This is a genomic window from Pseudarthrobacter chlorophenolicus A6 (genome assembly GCF_000022025.1).
Classification (GTDB): domain Bacteria; phylum Actinomycetota; class Actinomycetes; order Actinomycetales; family Micrococcaceae; genus Arthrobacter; species Arthrobacter chlorophenolicus.
On record NC_011886.1, the window covers coordinates 3,089,699 to 3,106,392 of the forward strand.

Annotated in this window: 19 protein-coding genes and 1 tRNA gene; 11 read left to right on the forward strand and 9 right to left on the reverse strand. The window is 66.5% G+C overall.

Translation table 11 applies throughout. The annotated features are described in order from the left end of the window. Window positions 1-114: 114 nt before the first annotated feature. Window positions 115-1,125: a DNA-3-methyladenine glycosylase family protein gene (locus ACHL_RS13970; RefSeq protein ID WP_015937927.1), complete on the forward strand. Its 1,011-nt coding sequence runs from the start codon at window positions 115-117 to the stop codon at window positions 1,123-1,125. A 49-nt stretch (window positions 1,126-1,174) separates the two neighbouring features. Next, complete coding sequence (locus ACHL_RS13975) at window positions 1,175-1,729, forward strand: hypothetical protein (protein WP_015937928.1); 555 nt, start codon at window positions 1,175-1,177, stop codon at window positions 1,727-1,729. A gap of 25 nt (window positions 1,730-1,754) precedes the next feature. Here ACHL_RS13975 and ACHL_RS13980 read toward each other — a convergent pair whose 3' ends face one another. Then, on the reverse strand, window positions 1,755-3,431 hold the full coding sequence (locus ACHL_RS13980; RefSeq protein WP_015937929.1) for an AMP-binding protein: 1,677 nt from the start codon (window positions 3,429-3,431) through the stop codon (window positions 1,755-1,757). Between the two features lie 102 nt (window positions 3,432-3,533). On the opposite strand from ACHL_RS13980, the gene ACHL_RS13985 reads away from it, so the two are divergent. Next, window positions 3,534-3,812 (forward strand): putative quinol monooxygenase, encoded by a 279-nt coding sequence (locus ACHL_RS13985; protein ID WP_015937930.1) that lies wholly within the window; start codon window positions 3,534-3,536, stop codon window positions 3,810-3,812. Window positions 3,813-3,878: 66 nt separating this feature from the next. Here ACHL_RS13985 and ACHL_RS13990 read toward each other — a convergent pair whose 3' ends face one another. After that, complete coding sequence (locus ACHL_RS13990; RefSeq protein ID WP_015937931.1) at window positions 3,879-4,301, reverse strand: thioredoxin family protein; 423 nt, start codon at window positions 4,299-4,301, stop codon at window positions 3,879-3,881. Window positions 4,302-4,448: 147 nt separating this feature from the next. Here ACHL_RS13990 and ACHL_RS13995 point away from each other — a divergent pair, with 147 nt between their 5' ends. Together ACHL_RS13995 and ACHL_RS14000 are read left to right on the forward strand one after the other, a co-directional pair. Further along, window positions 4,449-5,372 carry an ABC transporter ATP-binding protein gene (locus tag ACHL_RS13995; protein ID WP_015937932.1) on the forward strand — a complete coding sequence of 308 codons (924 nt, stop codon included), beginning with the start codon at window positions 4,449-4,451 and terminating at the stop codon, window positions 5,370-5,372. Then, window positions 5,369-6,193: an ABC transporter permease subunit gene (locus ACHL_RS14000; protein WP_015937933.1), complete on the forward strand. Its 825-nt coding sequence runs from the start codon at window positions 5,369-5,371 to the stop codon at window positions 6,191-6,193. Before ACHL_RS13995 ends, ACHL_RS14000 begins: the two co-directional genes overlap by 4 nt. A 78-nt stretch (window positions 6,194-6,271) precedes the next feature. Here ACHL_RS14000 and ACHL_RS14005 read toward each other — a convergent pair whose 3' ends face one another. Further along, window positions 6,272-6,817: an acyl-CoA thioesterase gene (locus tag ACHL_RS14005; RefSeq protein WP_015937934.1), complete on the reverse strand. Its 546-nt coding sequence runs from the start codon at window positions 6,815-6,817 to the stop codon at window positions 6,272-6,274. Window positions 6,818-6,902: 85 nt separating this feature from the next. Here ACHL_RS14005 and ACHL_RS14010 point away from each other — a divergent pair, with 85 nt between their 5' ends. Together ACHL_RS14010 and ACHL_RS14015 are read left to right on the forward strand one after the other, a co-directional pair. Continuing rightward, window positions 6,903-7,637, forward strand: coding sequence for a potassium channel family protein (locus ACHL_RS14010; RefSeq protein ID WP_015937935.1), 735 nt, complete (start codon window positions 6,903-6,905; stop codon window positions 7,635-7,637). A 345-nt stretch (window positions 7,638-7,982) separates the two neighbouring features. After that, the gene (locus tag ACHL_RS14015; RefSeq protein ID WP_015937936.1) at window positions 7,983-8,993 is read left to right on the forward strand and encodes a LysM peptidoglycan-binding domain-containing protein; all 1,011 of its coding nucleotides are present in this window, start codon (window positions 7,983-7,985) and stop codon (window positions 8,991-8,993) included. Between the two features lie 101 nt (window positions 8,994-9,094). Here the strand turns inward: ACHL_RS14015 and ACHL_RS14020 are convergent, their stop codons facing one another. The 3 genes from ACHL_RS14020 to ACHL_RS14030 form a co-directional block, all read right to left on the reverse strand. Then, the gene (locus ACHL_RS14020; protein ID WP_015937937.1) at window positions 9,095-9,520 is read right to left on the reverse strand and encodes a CBS domain-containing protein; all 426 of its coding nucleotides are present in this window, start codon (window positions 9,518-9,520) and stop codon (window positions 9,095-9,097) included. Between the two features lie 198 nt (window positions 9,521-9,718). Continuing rightward, window positions 9,719-9,800: transfer RNA gene (locus ACHL_RS14025), tRNA-Tyr, on the reverse strand. Window positions 9,801-9,979: 179 nt separating this feature from the next. Continuing rightward, entirely contained in the window at window positions 9,980-10,234 is a 255-nt protein-coding gene (locus ACHL_RS14030) for a hypothetical protein (protein WP_015937938.1), read from the reverse strand. A 185-nt stretch (window positions 10,235-10,419) separates the two neighbouring features. Between ACHL_RS14030 and ACHL_RS14035 the strand changes: the two genes are divergently transcribed. Then, window positions 10,420-10,911, forward strand: coding sequence for a YajQ family cyclic di-GMP-binding protein (locus ACHL_RS14035; RefSeq protein WP_015937939.1), 492 nt, complete (start codon window positions 10,420-10,422; stop codon window positions 10,909-10,911). Between the two features lie 44 nt (window positions 10,912-10,955). On the opposite strand, the gene htpX is transcribed toward ACHL_RS14035, so the two are convergent. Together htpX and ACHL_RS14045 are read right to left on the reverse strand one after the other, a co-directional pair. Then, window positions 10,956-11,825: a zinc metalloprotease HtpX gene (htpX, locus tag ACHL_RS14040; RefSeq protein WP_015937940.1), complete on the reverse strand. Its 870-nt coding sequence runs from the start codon at window positions 11,823-11,825 to the stop codon at window positions 10,956-10,958. A gap of 28 nt (window positions 11,826-11,853) precedes the next feature. Then, window positions 11,854-13,125, reverse strand: a complete 1,272-nt coding sequence (locus tag ACHL_RS14045) for an MFS transporter (RefSeq protein ID WP_015937941.1) — start codon at window positions 13,123-13,125, stop codon at window positions 11,854-11,856. 117 nt (window positions 13,126-13,242) lie between these two features. On the opposite strand from ACHL_RS14045, the gene ACHL_RS14050 reads away from it, so the two are divergent. From ACHL_RS14050 to ACHL_RS14060, 3 genes are all read left to right on the forward strand, one after another. Further along, entirely contained in the window at window positions 13,243-13,728 is a 486-nt protein-coding gene (locus ACHL_RS14050; RefSeq protein ID WP_043794711.1) for a Fur family transcriptional regulator, read from the forward strand. A 7-nt stretch (window positions 13,729-13,735) separates the two neighbouring features. Beyond that, window positions 13,736-15,220, forward strand: coding sequence for a catalase (locus ACHL_RS14055; RefSeq protein ID WP_015937943.1), 1,485 nt, complete (start codon window positions 13,736-13,738; stop codon window positions 15,218-15,220). Window positions 15,221-15,380: 160 nt separating this feature from the next. After that, window positions 15,381-16,016, forward strand: a complete 636-nt coding sequence (locus tag ACHL_RS14060) for a DUF2461 domain-containing protein (protein WP_015937944.1) — start codon at window positions 15,381-15,383, stop codon at window positions 16,014-16,016. 3 nt (window positions 16,017-16,019) lie between these two features. Here ACHL_RS14060 and ACHL_RS14065 read toward each other — a convergent pair whose 3' ends face one another. Then, on the reverse strand, window positions 16,020-16,619 hold the full coding sequence (locus ACHL_RS14065; RefSeq protein WP_015937945.1) for a TetR/AcrR family transcriptional regulator: 600 nt from the start codon (window positions 16,617-16,619) through the stop codon (window positions 16,020-16,022). Between the last annotated feature and the right edge of the window lie 75 nt (window positions 16,620-16,694).

The following is a 16,694-nucleotide window of genomic DNA, read 5'->3' on the forward strand; positions in this document are numbered from 1 at the left end:
TCCTGCCTTTCCCGGCCGGGCGCGGCGGCTCCGCGCCTCACGCTGGGATTCTAGTCCGGCAGGTCTCCGCTGATAAGGGCCCGCCATGTCGCAGGGCCGTGGGACGATTAACGCATGACCATCACAGCAGCGCCTCCCCGGCTTGCCGCCGGCGCGGATGTGTCCCTGTGCTGGTACCCGGAGGGCTCCTACAGCCTGGCCCGCACCCTTGGCCCGCTGCTGCGCGGCCACAGCGACCCCTCCTTCAGCGTCCAGGGGGATGTGATCTGGAATGCGTTTACGACGCCGGACGGTCCCGCCACGCTGCGGCTCAGCCCGGTGGGAGGTACTGCCGCCGGAGCACACGACGACGGCCCCCGGGTCCCAGCCCGGGTGGACGTCCAGGCGTGGGGACCCGGTGCGGAACTTGCGGCACGTGCAGCTCCCCGGCTGATGGGCGCTGATGACGACTGGTCTTCCTTCGATGACCCGGTCTTCCACGCCACGCTGCCCCGGATGGTCCGCGAAGCCCGGCGGCGGAGCCAGGCGCTGCGGCTTCCGGCCAGCGGCCGGATGGTGGACCAGCTGGTGCCCATCATCCTGGAGCAGAAGGTCACGGTCATCGAAGCCCGGCGCGGGTACAGATACTTGGTGCAGCGGTACGGAACGCCTGCCCCGCAGGCCGGCACGTCAACTCCCCAGGGCCTGCTGGTGCCGCCCACGGCCACGCAGTGGCTGCAGGTCCCCAGCTGGGAGTGGCACAAGGCCGGCGTGGGACCCCAGCGTTCGGCCACGGTCATGCGGGCGCTGCGCTCCGCCGTCGCGCTTGAACGGCTGGCCGGGCTGCCGGCAGCAGAGGCCGGGCTGAAGATGCGGACCATCCCGGGCATCGGGATCTGGACGGCGGCTGAAGTGGTGCAGCGGACCCACGGCTGCCCGGATTCCATCGCCGTGGGTGATTACCACTTGGCGGCCTATGTGGGGGCTGCCCTGACCGGGCGCCGTACCGATGACGCCGGGATGCTCTGCTTGCTCGAGCCCTGGAGCGGGCAGCGCCAGAGGGTAGTACGGATGATCCAGAGCACCGGCTTCCGCAAGCCGACTTTTGGCCCGCGGATGACCATCCAGGACCACCGCGGGCACTAGCCACCGGACTGGACGCGTAAGGCGGCCCGCAGGTGGGTAAGGTGTCCGGATGGATGCGGCAACGAATGCGACCCCCGGTACCAACGAGCCCGAAGAGGACAACCATGTCCGGCTTCAGCTGGCCATCTTTGACGTCACCCGGGATGCGGAGGGCAACGACCTGGAGGAGATCAAGGAGAGGCTCCGGGCAGAATTTGCCCGCCGTGGCGTCCAGTCCCCGCCGGGGACCTGGCTGGACTCGGTGGCGTCCGCCGCGTTTTACGGGAAGCCCTATCTCGTGGACCTCCCCTCCGCCCTGGCCGCCGATGATGCCGTGCCCGCGCCCACCGAGGAAGTGAGGGAACAGCTCGAACTGCGGCGGGAGCTCCGGAACGAAAAGCTGCCCCCGGGCACCTTCCCGGCCCAGTCCGACTGGAAGCTGTCACCGGACGAAGTGACCACAGCGGAGCCCGCCCCATCGCAGGGCGCGCAGTCCGTCCACAGCGCGAAAGGCGGCGCTGCCGGGTTCCGCCCGCTGATCATCGCAGGCTCGCTTGCCGCCGCCCTCGTCCTGGCGTTGGTTGCCGCGCGGGCCACCCGCCGGGGTGCGGGCCGGGCAAAATAAGCCTGCCACGCGGAACGGCGAAGGGTCAGAGGCCCAGCCGGGCCACCGCTTCCTGCCGCATCTCCACCTTGCGGATCTTCCCCGAGACCGTCATGGGAAAGCTGCTGCGGATCTCGACGTAGCGGGGCACCTTGTAGTGGGCCAGCTTTCCGCGGCAGAAGTCGGCCACCGCCGCGGCGTCCAGCGGTTCGGCGCCGGGCTTGAGGATGATGCAGGCCATCAGTTCCTCACCGTATTTTTCATCCGGCACCCCGATCACCTGGACGTCCTGGACCGCCGGGTGGGTGTAGAGGAACTCCTCGATCTCACGGGGGTAGATGTTCTCGCCGCCGCGGATCACCATGTCCTTGATCCGGCCCTCCACCAGGACATAGCCGTCAGCATCCATCCGGGCGAGGTCCCCTGTGTGCATCCAGCCCTCGGCATCGATGGCCTCCGCGGTTTTTTCCGGCTGGTTCCAGTACCCGTCCATCACCGCGTAGCCGCGCGTGCACAGTTCGCCGATCTCCCCGCGTTCCGCCACGTCGCCGGAAACGGGGTCCACAATCTTGCTCTCCAGGTGCGGCATGGTCCGGCCCACCGTCTCGGTGCGGTGCTGCAGGGTGTCGCCCTTGCGGGTCATGGTGGACACCGGCGAGGTCTCGGTCATGCCGTAACAGATGGCCACGTCCGTCATGTTCATGTCCGCGATGACGTGGTTCATCACCTCGATGGGGCACAGCGAACCCGCCATCACTCCGGTGCGCAGGGTGGAGAGGTCGTAGGAGGCGAAGTCGGGCAAGGCGAGCTCGGCGATGAACATGGTGGGCACCCCGTACAGGGAGGTCCCGCCAAAATCCTGGACCGCCTCCAGCGCCGCGGCCGGCGAGAACCCCCGGCCGGGGATGATGGTGGCTGCGCCGTGGCTCAGGGCGTTGAGGTTGCCGATCACCATCCCGAAGCAGTGGTAGAACGGCACCGGGATCACCACGCGGTCGTGCTCGGTGTAGCCCAGCAGTTCCCCGATGGCGAAGCCGTTGTTCAGGATGTTGTGGTGCGTGAGGGTGGCGCCCTTTGGGAAACCCGTGGTTCCGGAGGTGTACTGCAGGTTGACGGGATCGTGCGGGTCCAGTTCCGCCATCCGCGCCTTCAGTGCGGAGTGCCCGACGGCGTCAGCCCGCTTGAGCAGCTCGGCGTACGTCAGCTCCGCGTCGCTGAGCGGGGACACGGCGTCGTCCACGTCCCCGCCCGGAACCGGCAGGAACACCAGTTCCCGCAGCTCCGGGCAGCCGGCGAGCGCCTGCCGGGCCATCCCCACATAATCGCTGTTGGTGTCCGGCGGCGCAGTCACGAGGGTGCGCATCCCGTTCTGCTTCACCACGAATTCAAGCTCGTGGCTGCGGTACGCGGGGTTCACATTGACCAGGATGGCTCCCGCCTTCGCAGTGGCGTACTGCAGCAGCGTCCATTCGGCGCAGTTGGGGCTCCAGATTCCCACCCGCTCCCCCTTGGCCACGCCCAAGGCGAGGAGCGCGCGGGCCAGCCGGTCAACGTCGTCGTTCATCTTGCTGTAGCTCCAGCGGCGCGCGTCGGCGCCCGGTACCGGGGCCGCCTCGATCAGGGCGTCGTGGTACGGGAACCTGGCGGCCACCCGCTCGAAGTTCGCACCGATGGTCTCATCGAGCAGCGGAACGTCAGTGTCCCCGGCTGTGTAAGCACGCATGCAGGCACGCTACCAACAGCGAAGCGGCAATGACAGCATCCCGAACGCATGTCCGGCGCAACACGGCGGGAAGCGGCGCCTCCGCCCGGTATTGTGAAATCCATGAGTGCACCGATCGACCTGCAGGCAACGTTCATCCCCAACGACGGCGAGTTCTTCCGCGTGAAGCTGGCCCTGGAAATCGCCATCGACGAGGTGGTGAACGAGCCGGGCTGCATCCGCTACGAACTGACGGAAGCCACAGAGGAGAAGCTGGTGCTGACCGAACAGTGGGCCTCCGAGGAGGACCTGGCCAAGCATTCGAAGGGTACCGCGGTGCAGGACCTCAACGAATCGCTGAGCGCACTGCTGGCTGAGCCCGTCAAGGTGGAACGCGTCTAGCAGGAACCACAACGAAAGAGCGGGACCTCCCTGTGGGAAGGCCCCGCTCTTTGGTTTAAGGATTCTTTACAGGTCCGGGATCTGCGAGCCGTCCTGCGGTCCTGAAGGCTTGGCTGCGGCTGAAGCCTCTTCACGCTGCTTGGCCACGTGGGCGTGGACTTCCTCCATGTCCAGCGCCTTCACGGCGTCCACCACCTGTTCCAGCTGCTGGGCGTTCAGCGCGCCGGGCTGGGAAAACACCAGCACCTTTTCGCGGAAGGCCATCAGGGTGGGGATGGAGGAGATGCCTGCCTCCGCCGCGAGCTGCTGCTCGGCTTCGGTGTCCACCTTGGTGAAGAGGACGTCCGGGTGCTTCTCGGAAACAGCCGAGTACGTGGGCCCGAACTGCTTGCAGGGGCCGCACCATTCTGCCCAGAAGTCGACCAGGACAATGTCGTTGCCTTCGATCGTCGATGCGAACTGTTCACCTGTGATGTCAAGGGTAGCCATGGAACTACGGTACGCGTGATGCCGCCGCCGTGCGCGGCTGTTCGCTGCACGCGTCATCGGGAATAACCCGGCCCCGCACTTTTGCGCGGCCGCACTCGGGGCTTACCCTGTGGTCATCAGCGCCGCAGCGGCACCCGGGAGGGCAGCATGGACATCGCGGTTACCGCGCATTCCCTGACCAAGCGCTTTGGCCGCCGCGAAGTCCTGCACGGCGTCGACTTCGAGGTGCAGGCCGGCAGTGTTTTCGGCGTGATCGGCCCCAACGGCGCAGGCAAAACCACCACCATGCGCTGCCTCCTGGACATTATCCGGCCCAACAGCGGCGAGGTGCGGGTCCTTGGCCTGGACCCCCGGGCAGGCGGGCCGGACCTCCGCCGCCGCATCGGCTACCTCCCCGGCGAGCTTTTCCTCGAAGGCCGGGTGACGGGGCGGAAGCTGCTGTCCCACTATGAGGCGGTCAGCGGACCGGTGCCGCCCGGGAGGATTGACGAACTGGCGGAGCGGCTGGACCTTGACCTGGACCGCCACACCCGCAAGCTGTCCAAGGGCAACAAGCAGAAACTCGGCCTGGTGCAGGCCTTCATGCACCAACCGGAACTGCTGGTGCTGGACGAACCCACCAGCGGACTCGACCCGCTGATCCAGCAGGAGTTCCACGCCATGCTCCGCGAGGCACGCCACAACGGCCAGACGGTGTTCCTCAGCTCCCACGTCCTCAGCGAGATCCAGCAGACCGCCGACACAGTGGCCATTCTCCGCGACGGCCGCATCATCGCCGTCGAATCCGTGACCGGCCTGCGGGAGGGCGCAATGCGGCACCTCCGCTTCACGGCCTCCCATACAGCAGCGTCCGACGCCGTGGCGCTGCTCACGGCAGTGCCGGGCATCGGGAACATCGAGGTGCTGGAGTCCAACGGCGGCGTCACCCTGTCCGCGGTCCTCGAAGGCGCCATCCAGCCGCTGCTCCACGCGCTGGGGCGGCTTGAGCTGACCGACCTTGTCCTGGAAGAGCCCGACCTTGAGGAGTCCGTGCTGAAGATGTACGCGATGCCGCAGAAGGAAGTCCTGTGAGTCACCCTGGGAAAAGCCCTGCGGGCACCAGGCTCCCGCTGTTCCGGCGGGCCTTCTTCGATTCGTGGCGCTCCACCCTTGCCTGGGCGGCCGGCCTCGCTGCGGCCGCGTTCCTGTACCTCCCGCTGTACCCCTCCATCGGCGGCAGCGACCAGATGCAGGACATGATCAACGCCCTGCCCGCGGAGATGACACGTGCCCTGAATTACGACCAGATCGCCTCCGGGCCCGGTTACACGCAGGCTACGTTGTTCGGGCTGATCGGATTCCTGCTCATGAGCATCGCCACGGTGGCGTGGGGCGCCGCTGCGGTGGGCGGGAATGAGGAGTCAGGACAGCTTGAACTGACGCTGGCCCATGGCGTGCGGCGGGTGCAGGTTGTGCTGGAACGCGCATTGGCTCTGCTGTTGCGTGTGCTGGCGCTGGCCGCCCTGGCTTTCGTCATAGTGGCCCTGTTGAATGGCCCCTCGCAACTGGAGATCGATCCTGCCAAGCTCTTCGGCACCGTGGTGCTGTTCGCCGGGCTTGGCCTGCTCACAGGGACCTCGGCGCTGCTTGTCGGCGCGGCGACCGGACGCCGCACGTACGGGCTCGCGGCCGGAGCTGCGGTGGCCGTGCTCGGCTACGTGTTCAACGCCGTGGGCCGGCAAAGCCCGGACGTGGAGTGGCTGCTCAAGGTCAGCCCCTACCACTGGGCCTACGGCAACTCCCCCATGGTCAACGGGGCCGACTGGGCTGCTGCCGGGTGGCTCTGGGGAATCTCCGCGGCACTGGTGGCGCTGGCCGCCGTCGCCCTTGAACAGCGCGACGTCGGCGCGTAGCCGGCACCGCTGATTCAGAACCACCTTAGGGGCTGGCGCTGGGGACAGGCGCGTTTGGGCAAGGCGTTGGGGCCGGGCTTAGGGCCAGGAGTGCGGAGCCGGCGTGCGGCTGCCGGGCAGCTGGCTGGATTCGCGCCATTCGTGGATCCACTCGGGCAGCACCACCTCCGCAGGCGGCTGGCCGAACTCGCGAAGGATCTCGTCCTGGCTGACCGGACCGGACCTGCTGACCAGCCGGGTGGCGATGTAGGCACGCGCGTAGATTTCGCCGTCGGCCACCATCCGCTGCTCGAAGAAGATGGCCTTGGTGTCCAGCCCGATGATCCGGGTCTCGATGGTGTAGTGCTGCCACAGCTGCAGCGACTTCCGGAAGGCAATGGTCTCGGCCGCCACTACGGGGCTCCAGCCGCGGCGGCGCATCCGCTTCCAGACCCCGCTGCGCACCATCAGGTCGAACCGGCCCAGGTCCATCAGGGACAGGTACATGCCGTTGTTGACGTGCATGGCGATATCAATATCCGTGGGCAGGACGCGCAGGGGCAGGGAAGCACTGTCCCACACCGTGAGCGGACGGCGGCGGGCTGAACGGAACAGCAGGAGCAGGGTCCTCAGGAGAAGGTGCATGACTCGATGTTACCCGCTGGTAACTTTGCGGCGGCATCAGGGTTTGGAGGTCCCCCACGCGGGACGTGCACGTAGGATTTCCAGCATGACGCACCAACGCTACCGGGACCTGGCGGAATGGCCGCTGATGGGCACCGCGCTCATCTTCCTGGCAGCCTACGCGTGGCAGGTGATCGGCCGCCTCGAAGGCAGCGGCGCGAGCTGGCTGGAAGCCGTCATGTGGGCCACCTGGATAGTGTTCGCCGTCGACTATGCGGCCAACCTGTGGCTGGCACCGAGCCGGTGGGACTGGTTCGTCCGCAACCTCCACGAACTGCTCATCGTGGCCCTGCCGTTCTTCCGGCCGCTGCGCCTGCTCCGGCTGGTCACGCTGCTGTCCGTACTCCACCGGACCGTGGGCGAGACCCTGCGGGGCCGCGTAGTTACTTACGTTGCCGGTTCGGCAGGAATGCTCATTTTCGTGGGCGCGCTCGCCGTCCTGGATGTGGAGCAGTCGGCACCGGACGCCAAAATCGTCACCTTCGGAGACGCGCTCTGGTGGGCCATCACCACCATCACCACCGTGGGCTACGGCGACCTCTACCCGGTGACCCCCATCGGCCGGATGGTGGCGGCTGCGCTGATGATGAGCGGAATTGCCGTGCTCGGCGTGGTCACCGCATCGATTGCATCGTGGCTGGTGCAGCGCGTGGAAGACACCGCGGAGACAGTGGCAGAGGCCGTCGAGGAACCCGTCCGCGCCGAGGTGGCGGAGCTCGTGGCCGAGATCTCCGCACTCCGCCGGGAGATCGCCGAGCTGAAGGAAAACCGGACCCTCTGACCGGTGCCCGCAGGTAGGCGGCGGCCGGTTCCTGAGTACGCGGGCCGGCGGCGGCCAAGTAGCGTGCGGGAAAAGTCGGGTAATTCCTACTGATGCCGGGCTGTTCCCCCGGTTCCTAAACTCGGGATTCCTAGGACAGAACCACGCACCGGCGGTTCCCCGGGTTTGCTCCCCGGGCCCTCCGCCGCCACAAGGAGCCCCCGCATTTTCTGGGTATGCGGCCGGCCTCATCGCACGCACCGCGCGGCCCCCGTTATCGGCAGCCACGGCGCGTCAGATCTTAATCCTTCCTGCCGCAGCCGGCCTTTGCGCCCGGCCTGCGGGAGCGCACCCGGATGGGCCACCATGAACCAGCCATACGTCACCACCGATCCCAGCAGCAGAAGCTTCGCCACCGACGAACCCCGCGACACCATCACGCCCGGCCGCCCGGCTATCAGCAACAGGCTCTGGGCCGGGATGGCAACTGCGGCAGTAGTGGCGGCCGTGGGGGTAGGTGCCATAGCAGGACCGTCCACCCCTCTCGAAAGTTCGCCTAACCAAGGAACGACGGCGGCCGGCCAGGTTGCCAACGCCGCACCTGCAGCGCAACCCGCCGCAGCCGGCGACGCACCGGCCGCTCCGTCAGGGCAGGTTCCTCCGGCTCCTGCGCCGGCGCCCCCGGCCGAGGCTGCCGTGGCACCGGCCCCCGCAGCCGATCCGGTTCCCGCGCCGGCCCCCGAGCCAGCACCAGTACCTGCACCTGCGCCGGCACCGGCGGCCGATTCCAACCGGTACACGGTGGTGGCGGGCGACACCGTGGGCGCCATCGCCGGCAGGTACGGCGTCGACATGAACGCCATGCTGGCCGCCAACGGCCTGGGTGCCTACAGCATCATCGTTCCAGGGCAGGTCCTCGTGTTGACCGGTCCCGCGGTGGCCGTGCCCGTGGCCGCTCCGGTGGCCAGCCCCGCGGCAGCCCCTGCACCCGTTGCCGCTGCACCGGCACCGGCACCGGTTGCCGCACCTGTTGCGCCGGCCGCCCCTGCCGTGCGCACCATCTATGTGGCCGGAGCGGGTGGACAGTCCATGGTGGATGCCTGCATCGGCCCCATCCACTACACCCCGAACGACGGCTACTCGCTGTTCATCACCGAGCACGATTTCTGCGGCGGCTGGGCCCGCTTCTCCGGCATCGGCATCGGCGAAACCGTGAGCATCCCGGGCTATGGAACGTACAAGGTGACGGGCCGGGGCCAGGTCCCCAACCCGGGTACTACCAATGACGTAATCGCCGTCTTCGGCGGCTTTCCCCGGGCCATCCTGCAGACCTGCATTCCGGGGACCAGCCAGATGCTGGTGATCGCGCTGAACTGACAGAGCTCGAGGAAGCTGGTGCAGGGTTCCCAGAAGGTTGTCCGCGGTTCCGGACCTTGAGGGTTCGGATCCGCGGACAAGGCCATGACCCGGTGCGCCGGCTACACTCCGTGGCGCTCGGAAATGTGCTCCACCAGTTCACCCACGCGCTGCTCGGAGTAGTTGCGGGCAATGTCGCCCTGGCTGATGATGCCCACGAGTTTGTGGTCGGCGATCACGGGAAGCCGGCGGACCTGGTGCTTTTCCATCATGTCGATGGCGGCATCCACGTTGGCGTCGGCGTCGATCCAGTGCGGCGTGCCGGAGGCTAGCTCGCGGGCCATCACCTGCCCCGGGTCCCGGCCGGCGGCGACGCACTTGAGCACGATGTCGCGGTCGGTGATCATGCCTTTAAGCTTGCCGTCATCTCCGCAGATGGGCAGCGAGCCGCAGTCCATGTCCCGCATTGTCCGGGCCGCTTCCACGAGGGATTCATTCTCCTTGACACATCGCGCATCAGTAGTCATGAATTCGCGTACAGCACTCATTGAATCCTCCTTCATCGATGGAATATCGACGCAGGGCATCGGGGCACGTGCGCCGATGGTGCCAGATTACGCCCGGTCCAACACGGATGTCGACGGCGGGCTGCAGCGGCCGATCGGGCGGGAGGTGGAGTGGAAGAAAGTGACCCGGGGAACGAAAAAACCTCCGGAACCTGTTGGTTCCGGAGGCTTTCCCTTGGGTGGCAGATGAGGGATTCGAACCCCCGTAGGCGTTGCCAGCTGATTTACAGTCAGCCCCCTTTGGCCGCTCGGGTAATCTGCCGAACTTCATAAGAAGACCCTGGCTACAGTCTGTGGAACACACCTTTTCTGTTTCCAGTCCGGTCCGTTCCGCTTCCAGTAACCGCGGGCAAGACAACTTTACAGAACTTCCGCCCAAGAATCGAATCGGGTGGCGGGAGGCTCCGGAAAGCCCGGAATGGCGCGGAAAACGGGGGTTCGTCAGGCTTCGCCCGAGATCCTTCCGGCCAGCCTGGCCTCGAACTTTATGGCCTGTTCCTCGGTGATCTGGTTCAGCTGCACGGCCCGCAACAGGTCCTCGCTGACTCCTGCCATGCGCGAGGACGCGTCAGCCACCGGACTGAACACGATGGACGCCGCAACAGCCGCGGCCGCTACGGAGGTCGCCGCCGTTGCCACTGCCCCTGCAGCCGCCGAAGTGGTCCGGGTGACGTAACTGACGGCCTTGCGGTGCATGGTGGTTCCCTTCGCGACTTTCCAACACGTACAACTGTTCCCACCGCGCCTTCGTTCCCTCCGGGTGTCCGCTGAGAGGGAACTGTGAATCTTCGGCCCCCCGGTGCGAGGCAACCGTACTAGTCTGGAATGCAGTGAATAGTGCCCTGTCCGCGGACGGGGCTCCAGCCGGAATAAGGAGAGTCATGGCAGGCGAGTCAACGTTCGACGTCGTAAGCAAGGTGGACAAGCAGGAAGTGGCAAACGCCCTGAACCAGGCCCAGAAGGAAATCGCCCAGCGCTATGACTTCAAGGGAGTCGGCGCCGAGATCGACTTCAGCGGTGAGAAGATCCTGATGAAGGCCAATTCGGAGGAACGCGTCAAGGCCGTCCTGGACGTCTTCCAGTCCAAGCTGATCAAGCGCGGCATCTCGCTGAAGTCCCTGGAGGAAGGCGAGCCGTACGCCTCCGGCAAGGAGTACCGGCTGGAGGCGTCCATCAAGGAGGGCATCGCCCAGGACCTCGCCAAGAAGATCAACAAGATCATCCGCGACGAAGCTCCCAAGTCCGTCAAGTCCCAGATCCAGGGCGACGAGCTCCGCGTTACTTCCAAGTCCCGCGACGACCTCCAGGCCACCATGGCGCTGCTGAAGGACTTTGACGAAGCGGACCTGCAGTTCGTGAACTTCCGCAGCTGAGCTGGCAGCGTCCGGGAGGCGGACGTCCGACGGCGGGACGCCGGCTACTGCAGGGGCCGTCCGGCCATGCGTTCCAGCCTCGCGATCCGGTCCCGCATGGGCGGGTGGGTGGCGAACAGCTTGTTCATGGCACCGCCCCTGAACGGGTTGGCGATCATCAGGTGGGAGGCATTGACCAGCCGCTGGTCCGGCGGCAGCGGAACCATGGTGACGCCCCGCTCGATCTTGGCCAGGGCTGAGGCGAGCGCCAGCGGATCTCCCGTGAGCTGCGAACCGTCCTCGTCGGCGTCGTACTCCCTGGTGCGGGAGATGGCCATCTGGATCAGCGACGCCGCAAAGGGCGCCAGCAGTGCCATGGCAATCATGGCCAGCGGGTTGGCGTTGCGCCGGTCGCCGCCGCCGAAGAAGAGCAGCATCTGGCCCACCGAGGTGATGACGCCTGCCACGGCGGCAGCCACCGATGAGGTGAGGATGTCGCGGTTGTAGACGTGCATGAGTTCGTGCCCCAGGACGCCGCGGAGTTCGCGGGCGTCCAGGAGCTGCAGGATGCCTTCGGTACAGCAGACGGCGGCGTTCTGCGGATTGCGGCCGGTGGCGAAGGCGTTGGGGTTCATGGTGGGCGAGACGTAGATCCGCGGCATGGGCTGGTTGGCCCGGGCGGACAGTTCCCGAACGATCTGGTACAGCTGCGGAGCCTGGGCTTCGGAGACCTCGAAGGCCTGCATGGAACGGATGGCGATCTTGTCGCTGTTCCAGTAGCCGTAGAACGTGGTGCCGACGCCCACCAGGGCCATGATCCAGATGGGCGCCGAGCTGCGCGTTCCCGCCCCGATCAGTGCGCCCAGAGCCAGCAGGACCGCCCAGAGCACGCCGAACAGCGCCGCGGTCTTGAGCCCGTTGTGATGTTTGTGCACGATTCCTCCTTACTAAGGGAACGGATCGCTACGGAGCCGGGTTCCGCGCGTCGTAGCGGCGGAAACCGGGCTGCAGCTTCGATGCGGTCCAGGCCCCGGCAATGCAGAGCAGCCCGCCGAAAAGCAGCACCCAGCCCTCGTTGAGGAGCTTAGTCGCCCCGCCCGCCAGGAGGTCGCCAACGCGCGGCCCTCCCGCCACCACCACGATGAACACTCCCTGCAGCCGGCCGCGCAGGTGGTCCGGCGTGGCGGCCTGGAGGATGGTGTTGCGGAAAACGCTGCTGACCGAGTCGGCCACGCCCGCCAACACGCAGCACAGCGCTGCGGGCAGCAGCCAAGGCGTTGCTGTTTCGCCCTCCGCCCTGCCGGCGAGGAGCACCACCAGGCCGAATCCGGCGATTGACGCACCCCAGCCCATCACGGAGAAAACCACAGCAGTACCCTGTGCGCGCACAGTGCCCAGCGGCCCGGAGAACAGGCCTGCGAGGAAGGCCCCGACGGCGGTGCACGCGAGCAGGATGCCCACTGTCGCCTCGCCGCCGCCGATCATCAGCGCGGCGACGGCGGGCAGCAGGGCGCGCGGCTGGGCCAGGATCATGGCCACCAGGTCGATCACGAAGGTCATCCGGAGGTTGGGCCGGGTCCCCAGGAAGCGGAATCCCTCGATCACCGACCTGATGCCCGGCTTGCTGCGGGCACCCGTCGGGGCCAGGGGAGGCAGCCGGTACACGGCCCAGAGGACGAAAGCGAAGCTCGCGAAGTCGATGGTGTAGGTCCAGCCGAAGCCGACCCAGGCCACCAGGACGCCGGCCAGCAGCGGCCCGGCCGTCATGGCGAGCCCGAACACCAGCATGCTGAGGGCGTTGGCGGCGGGCAGGAGTTCCTTGCGGATGAGCATCGGGATGATGGCGCTCCGGGCGGGCTGGTTGATGGCCTGCGCCCCGCTCTGCAGCGCCACCAGCAGGTAGAGCACCCAGACGTTCCCCACGTGCAGCCAGGACTGCAGTGCGATCAGGCCGGTGGTCAGCCACAGCACGGTGGTGGCCAGCAGCGCCACCCTGCGCCGGTCATGCGAGTCCGCGATGGAACCGCCCAGCAGGCCGCCGATCACCAGGGGAACCAGCGCGAAGATACCCAGCAGGCCCACGTAGAAGCTGTCCTGGGTCAGCCGGTAGACCTCGAGGCTCACCGCCACGAGGGTGAGCTGGCTGCCGACTGCAGAGACTGCCGAGCCCAGCCAGAGCCGGCGGAACTCCGGGCTTTCGCGCAGCGGTGTGATGTCGGCCAGCAGTTTCCCCACCCTGCAACAGTAGTGGTCAGCCCCGGCCCGGCCGACAAAGCCGCAGGTCCGCCACGCTTCAAAAAGTAAGCCACGCCTTATTGTGAGATAGTCAAAATAAGTGGTCTAATGGGTTTCATGACGGAACACTTTGACGGCCAGGACGCATGGGCTGCAGCCCTGCGTGCCCACGGCCGCAGGGTGACCAAGCAGCGGCTCGCTGTACTCGCCGCCGTCGAACGCCACCCCCACTCCCCCGCCGAAAGCATCCTGGCCGCAGCCCGCGCCGAGCTTCCGGAACTGACGGCACAGTCCGTCTACGTGGTGCTCGGAGACCTGACGGACCTGCACATGCTCCGCCGGTTCGAGCCTCCCCACTCCCCTGCCCTCTATGAAACGCGGGTGGACGACAACCACCACCACGCCATCTGCATCAGCTGCGGGCGGGTGGAGGATGTGGACTGCGCAGTGGGCCATGCCCCGTGCCTGACCCCGCACTGGGACGAAAAGTCCAAGCCGATGACCATCCAGATCGCCGATGTCATGTACCAGGGCATCTGCCAGGACTGCCAGCAGTCCCAGAAACAAGCTTTCAATCCTCCCCTACAGATAAATGAGAAATAGGAGAACAATGACTGTCATTTCGACCACACAGTCGGGTGCCCCGGTTACGTCCGACGCCCACTCGAAGTCAGTTGGTGCCGACGGTGCCATCATCCTGACTGACCACTACCTGGTGGAAAAGCTCGCCCAGTTCAACCGCGAGCGGGTTCCGGAGCGCGTAGTGCACGCCAAGGGCGGCGGCGCATTCGGTACGTTCAAGGCCACCGAGGACATCTCCAAGTACACGAAGGCCGCATTCCTGCAGCCCGGTGTCGAGACCGAGATGCTGATCCGTTTCTCCTCGGTTGCCGGCGAGAACGGTTCCCCCGACACCTGGCGTGACCCGCGCGGTTTCGCCGTGAAGTTCTACACCAGCGAGGGCAACTACGACCTCGTGGGCAACAACACTCCGGTGTTCTTCATCCGCGACGGCATCAAGTTCCCGGACTTCATCCACTCCCAGAAGCGACTGCCGGGCACGCACCTGCGCGACGCCGACATGCAGTGGGACTTCTGGACCCTGTCCCCCGAGTCCGCCCACCAGGTGACCTGGCTGATGGGTGACCGCGGCCTTCCGGCATCCTGGCGGGAAATGCAGGGCTACGGCTCGCACACCTACCAGTGGATCAACGCCGAGGGCGAGCGTTTCTGGGTCAAGTACCACTTCAAGTCCAACCAGGGCGTGAAGAGCATGACCTCCGACGAAGCCGAAGCACTGGCGGGTTCGGACGCGGACTTCTACATCCGCGACCTGCACGAAAACATCGAAGCCGGCAACCTGCCCTCCTGGGACCTGCACGTCCAGGTCATGCCGTATGAAGATGCCAAGACCTACCGCTTCAACCCGTTCGACCTGACCAAGGTCTGGCCGCACGCTGACTACCCGCTGATCAAGGTGGGCACCATGGAGCTGAACCGCAACCCGGAGAACTACTTCGCGCAGATCGAACAGGCCACCTTTGCGCCGTCGAACTTCGTGCCGGGCATTGCCGCTTCCCCGGACAAGATGCTGCAGGCCCGCATCTTCTCCTACGCGGACGCCCACCGCTACCGCGTTGGCACCAACCACGCCCAGATCCCGGTGAACCAGCCGAAGAACGAGGTCAACAACTACAGCCAGGACGGCCAGGGCAGGTTCCTGTTCAACGCGCCTTCCGTTCCGGTGTACGCACCCAACACCTTCGGCGGCCCGGCTGCCGTTGAGCCGCAGAACGCGGCAGGCGGCTGGGAGAACGACGGCGAGCTGACCCTCGCAGCGCACTCCCTCCACGCTGAGGACGGCGACTTCGTCCAGGCCGGCGCGCTTTACCGCGAGGTCTACGACGAAGCCACCAAGGCCCGCTTCCTCGAAACCATCACCGGTGCTGTGGGCGGCGTGAAGCGCTCCGACATCAAGGAACGCGCCATCCAGTACTGGACCAACGTTGACGCCGAGCTCGGCGCCAAGCTGCGCGCCAACCTGGGTGCGGCGGGCCAGCCGGAATCCGACGCCGAGGCAGCCAACAAGCTCTAGCCAGGCTCCGGCCCCGGACATAACGCAGAACACCCCGCTACGGACTTTTCCGGGCGGGGTGTTTCGCGTTTGTCCACATAACCTGCCGCGTCTTCGACGTTGTGCACATACGCCGCCCGGCCCACTGTTCGCCGGTGCCCGCCCACCCTAGGCTCCGTACATGGACACTTTCGCAGGGATTCCGCCGGAGGCCTTCCGCTTCTACGAGGAACTCGAAGACAACAACAACCGTGAATGGTGGCTGGAGCACAAGTCCACCTACGACTCCGCGGTCCGGGAGCCGCTGGAGCTGCTCCTGGCCGGGCTTGAGCCCGAATTCGGACCGGCCAAACTGTTCCGGCCCTACCGAGACGTCCGGTTCTCACAGGACAAATCCCCGTACAAGACCGCCCAGGGCGCCTTCGCCATCCGGCAGGAAGGGGTGGGCTTCTACCTCCAGGTCAGCGCTGACGGGCTGCTGGTGGGCGGCGGCTACCACTCGCATTCGCCGGCCCAGCTGGCCAGGTACCGTGCCGCCGCAGATGCTTCGGCCAGCGGGTCCGGGCTGCAGGACATTGTGGATTCGCTGGCGCGGGCCGGGTTCGCCATTGAGGGCGAAAAGCTCAAGACTGTCCCCCGCGGTTTTGACCGGGACCACCCGCGTGCGGAGCTGCTCAAGCATAAGACCCTGTCCGCTGGAGTTGAGCTGGGCCGGCCCGGGTGGGCGTCCACGACGGCGGCCAGCGAAGAAATTGCCGGCAGGTGGCGGGAGCTGCGTCCCCTGGTGGAGTGGGTGGGCCGGTACGCCGCCCCATGAGGCTTACTGCCCGGCGGCCGCCAGCCGGGTCTCGAGGTTGTTGAAGAACACCGTCAGCATCAGTTCGAAGGCCTGGGTGGCGGCCTCCGGCTCGTTCATCACCACGAAGTCGAACTGCAGCCCGTAGAACGTGGACGTGAAAAGCCGGGCATCGGTGTCCGCGAATTCTTCCTCGATGCCCTGCACCATCAGCCAGTCGCGCGTCTGGTGGTGCAGCATCCGGAAATGCTCCCGGGAGGTCCCGCGGGGTTCCGGCGCCACAATGTCCTGGGCCGCGGCCTCGAACTCCAGGCGGGTCAGGTGCCGGTTGCGCTGGGCCATGGTCCACTGCCAGGAATCGAGGAGGAAAGCACGCCACGCTGCCCGGTCAATCTCACGGACGTCGGTGCTGCGCAGCCGGTCCAGCCTGGACTCGATGGACACCACAATGTCGTTGATCAGCTGGTCCCTGCTGCCGAAGTGGTACACCAGCACGTAGGAACTCATGCCCAGCCCCTCTGCCAGGCTGCGGAACGTCAGCTGCGTGAGGGTCTTGTCCATGAGGTAGTCCTGGATGGCGCCCAGCAGTTCGGCTTTGCGTTCGGGTCTTGTAGGGCGTGCCATGCATCCATCCTAAGAGCGGGCTCCATCCCGGAGCGGAACATGCAAATGCCCACCCGGACGGCAGCCGGGCGGGCA

Bases quoted from the DNA above. Each gene is read 5' to 3' on its own strand.
- ACHL_RS14030 (WP_015937938.1), bottom strand. From the start codon at position 10,234: ATGCACCGCAAGGCCGTCAGTTACGTCACCCGGACCACTTCGGCGGCT.
- ACHL_RS14005 (WP_015937934.1), bottom strand. From the start codon at position 6,817: ATGCACCTTCTCCTGAGGACCCTGCTCCTGCTGTTCCGTTCAGCCCGC.
- ACHL_RS14020 (WP_015937937.1), bottom strand. From the start codon at position 9,520: ATGAGTGCTGTACGCGAATTCATGACTACTGATGCGCGATGTGTCAAG.
- ACHL_RS14050 (WP_043794711.1), top strand. From the start codon at position 13,243: ATGACGGAACACTTTGACGGCCAGGACGCATGGGCTGCAGCCCTGCGT.
- ACHL_RS14065 (WP_015937945.1), bottom strand. From the start codon at position 16,619: ATGGCACGCCCTACAAGACCCGAACGCAAAGCCGAACTGCTGGGCGCC.
- ACHL_RS13995 (WP_015937932.1), top strand. From the start codon at position 4,449: ATGGACATCGCGGTTACCGCGCATTCCCTGACCAAGCGCTTTGGCCGC.
- ACHL_RS13980 (WP_015937929.1), bottom strand. From the start codon at position 3,431: ATGCGTGCTTACACAGCCGGGGACACTGACGTTCCGCTGCTCGATGAG.
- ACHL_RS14060 (WP_015937944.1), top strand. From the start codon at position 15,381: ATGGACACTTTCGCAGGGATTCCGCCGGAGGCCTTCCGCTTCTACGAG.
- ACHL_RS13985 (WP_015937930.1), top strand. From the start codon at position 3,534: ATGAGTGCACCGATCGACCTGCAGGCAACGTTCATCCCCAACGACGGC.
- ACHL_RS14010 (WP_015937935.1), top strand. From the start codon at position 6,903: ATGACGCACCAACGCTACCGGGACCTGGCGGAATGGCCGCTGATGGGC.
- ACHL_RS13970 (WP_015937927.1), top strand. From the start codon at position 115: ATGACCATCACAGCAGCGCCTCCCCGGCTTGCCGCCGGCGCGGATGTG.
- ACHL_RS13990 (WP_015937931.1), bottom strand. From the start codon at position 4,301: ATGGCTACCCTTGACATCACAGGTGAACAGTTCGCATCGACGATCGAA.
- ACHL_RS14015 (WP_015937936.1), top strand. From the start codon at position 7,983: ATGAACCAGCCATACGTCACCACCGATCCCAGCAGCAGAAGCTTCGCC.
- ACHL_RS14055 (WP_015937943.1), top strand. From the start codon at position 13,736: ATGACTGTCATTTCGACCACACAGTCGGGTGCCCCGGTTACGTCCGAC.
- ACHL_RS14035 (WP_015937939.1), top strand. From the start codon at position 10,420: ATGGCAGGCGAGTCAACGTTCGACGTCGTAAGCAAGGTGGACAAGCAG.
- ACHL_RS13975 (WP_015937928.1), top strand. From the start codon at position 1,175: ATGGATGCGGCAACGAATGCGACCCCCGGTACCAACGAGCCCGAAGAG.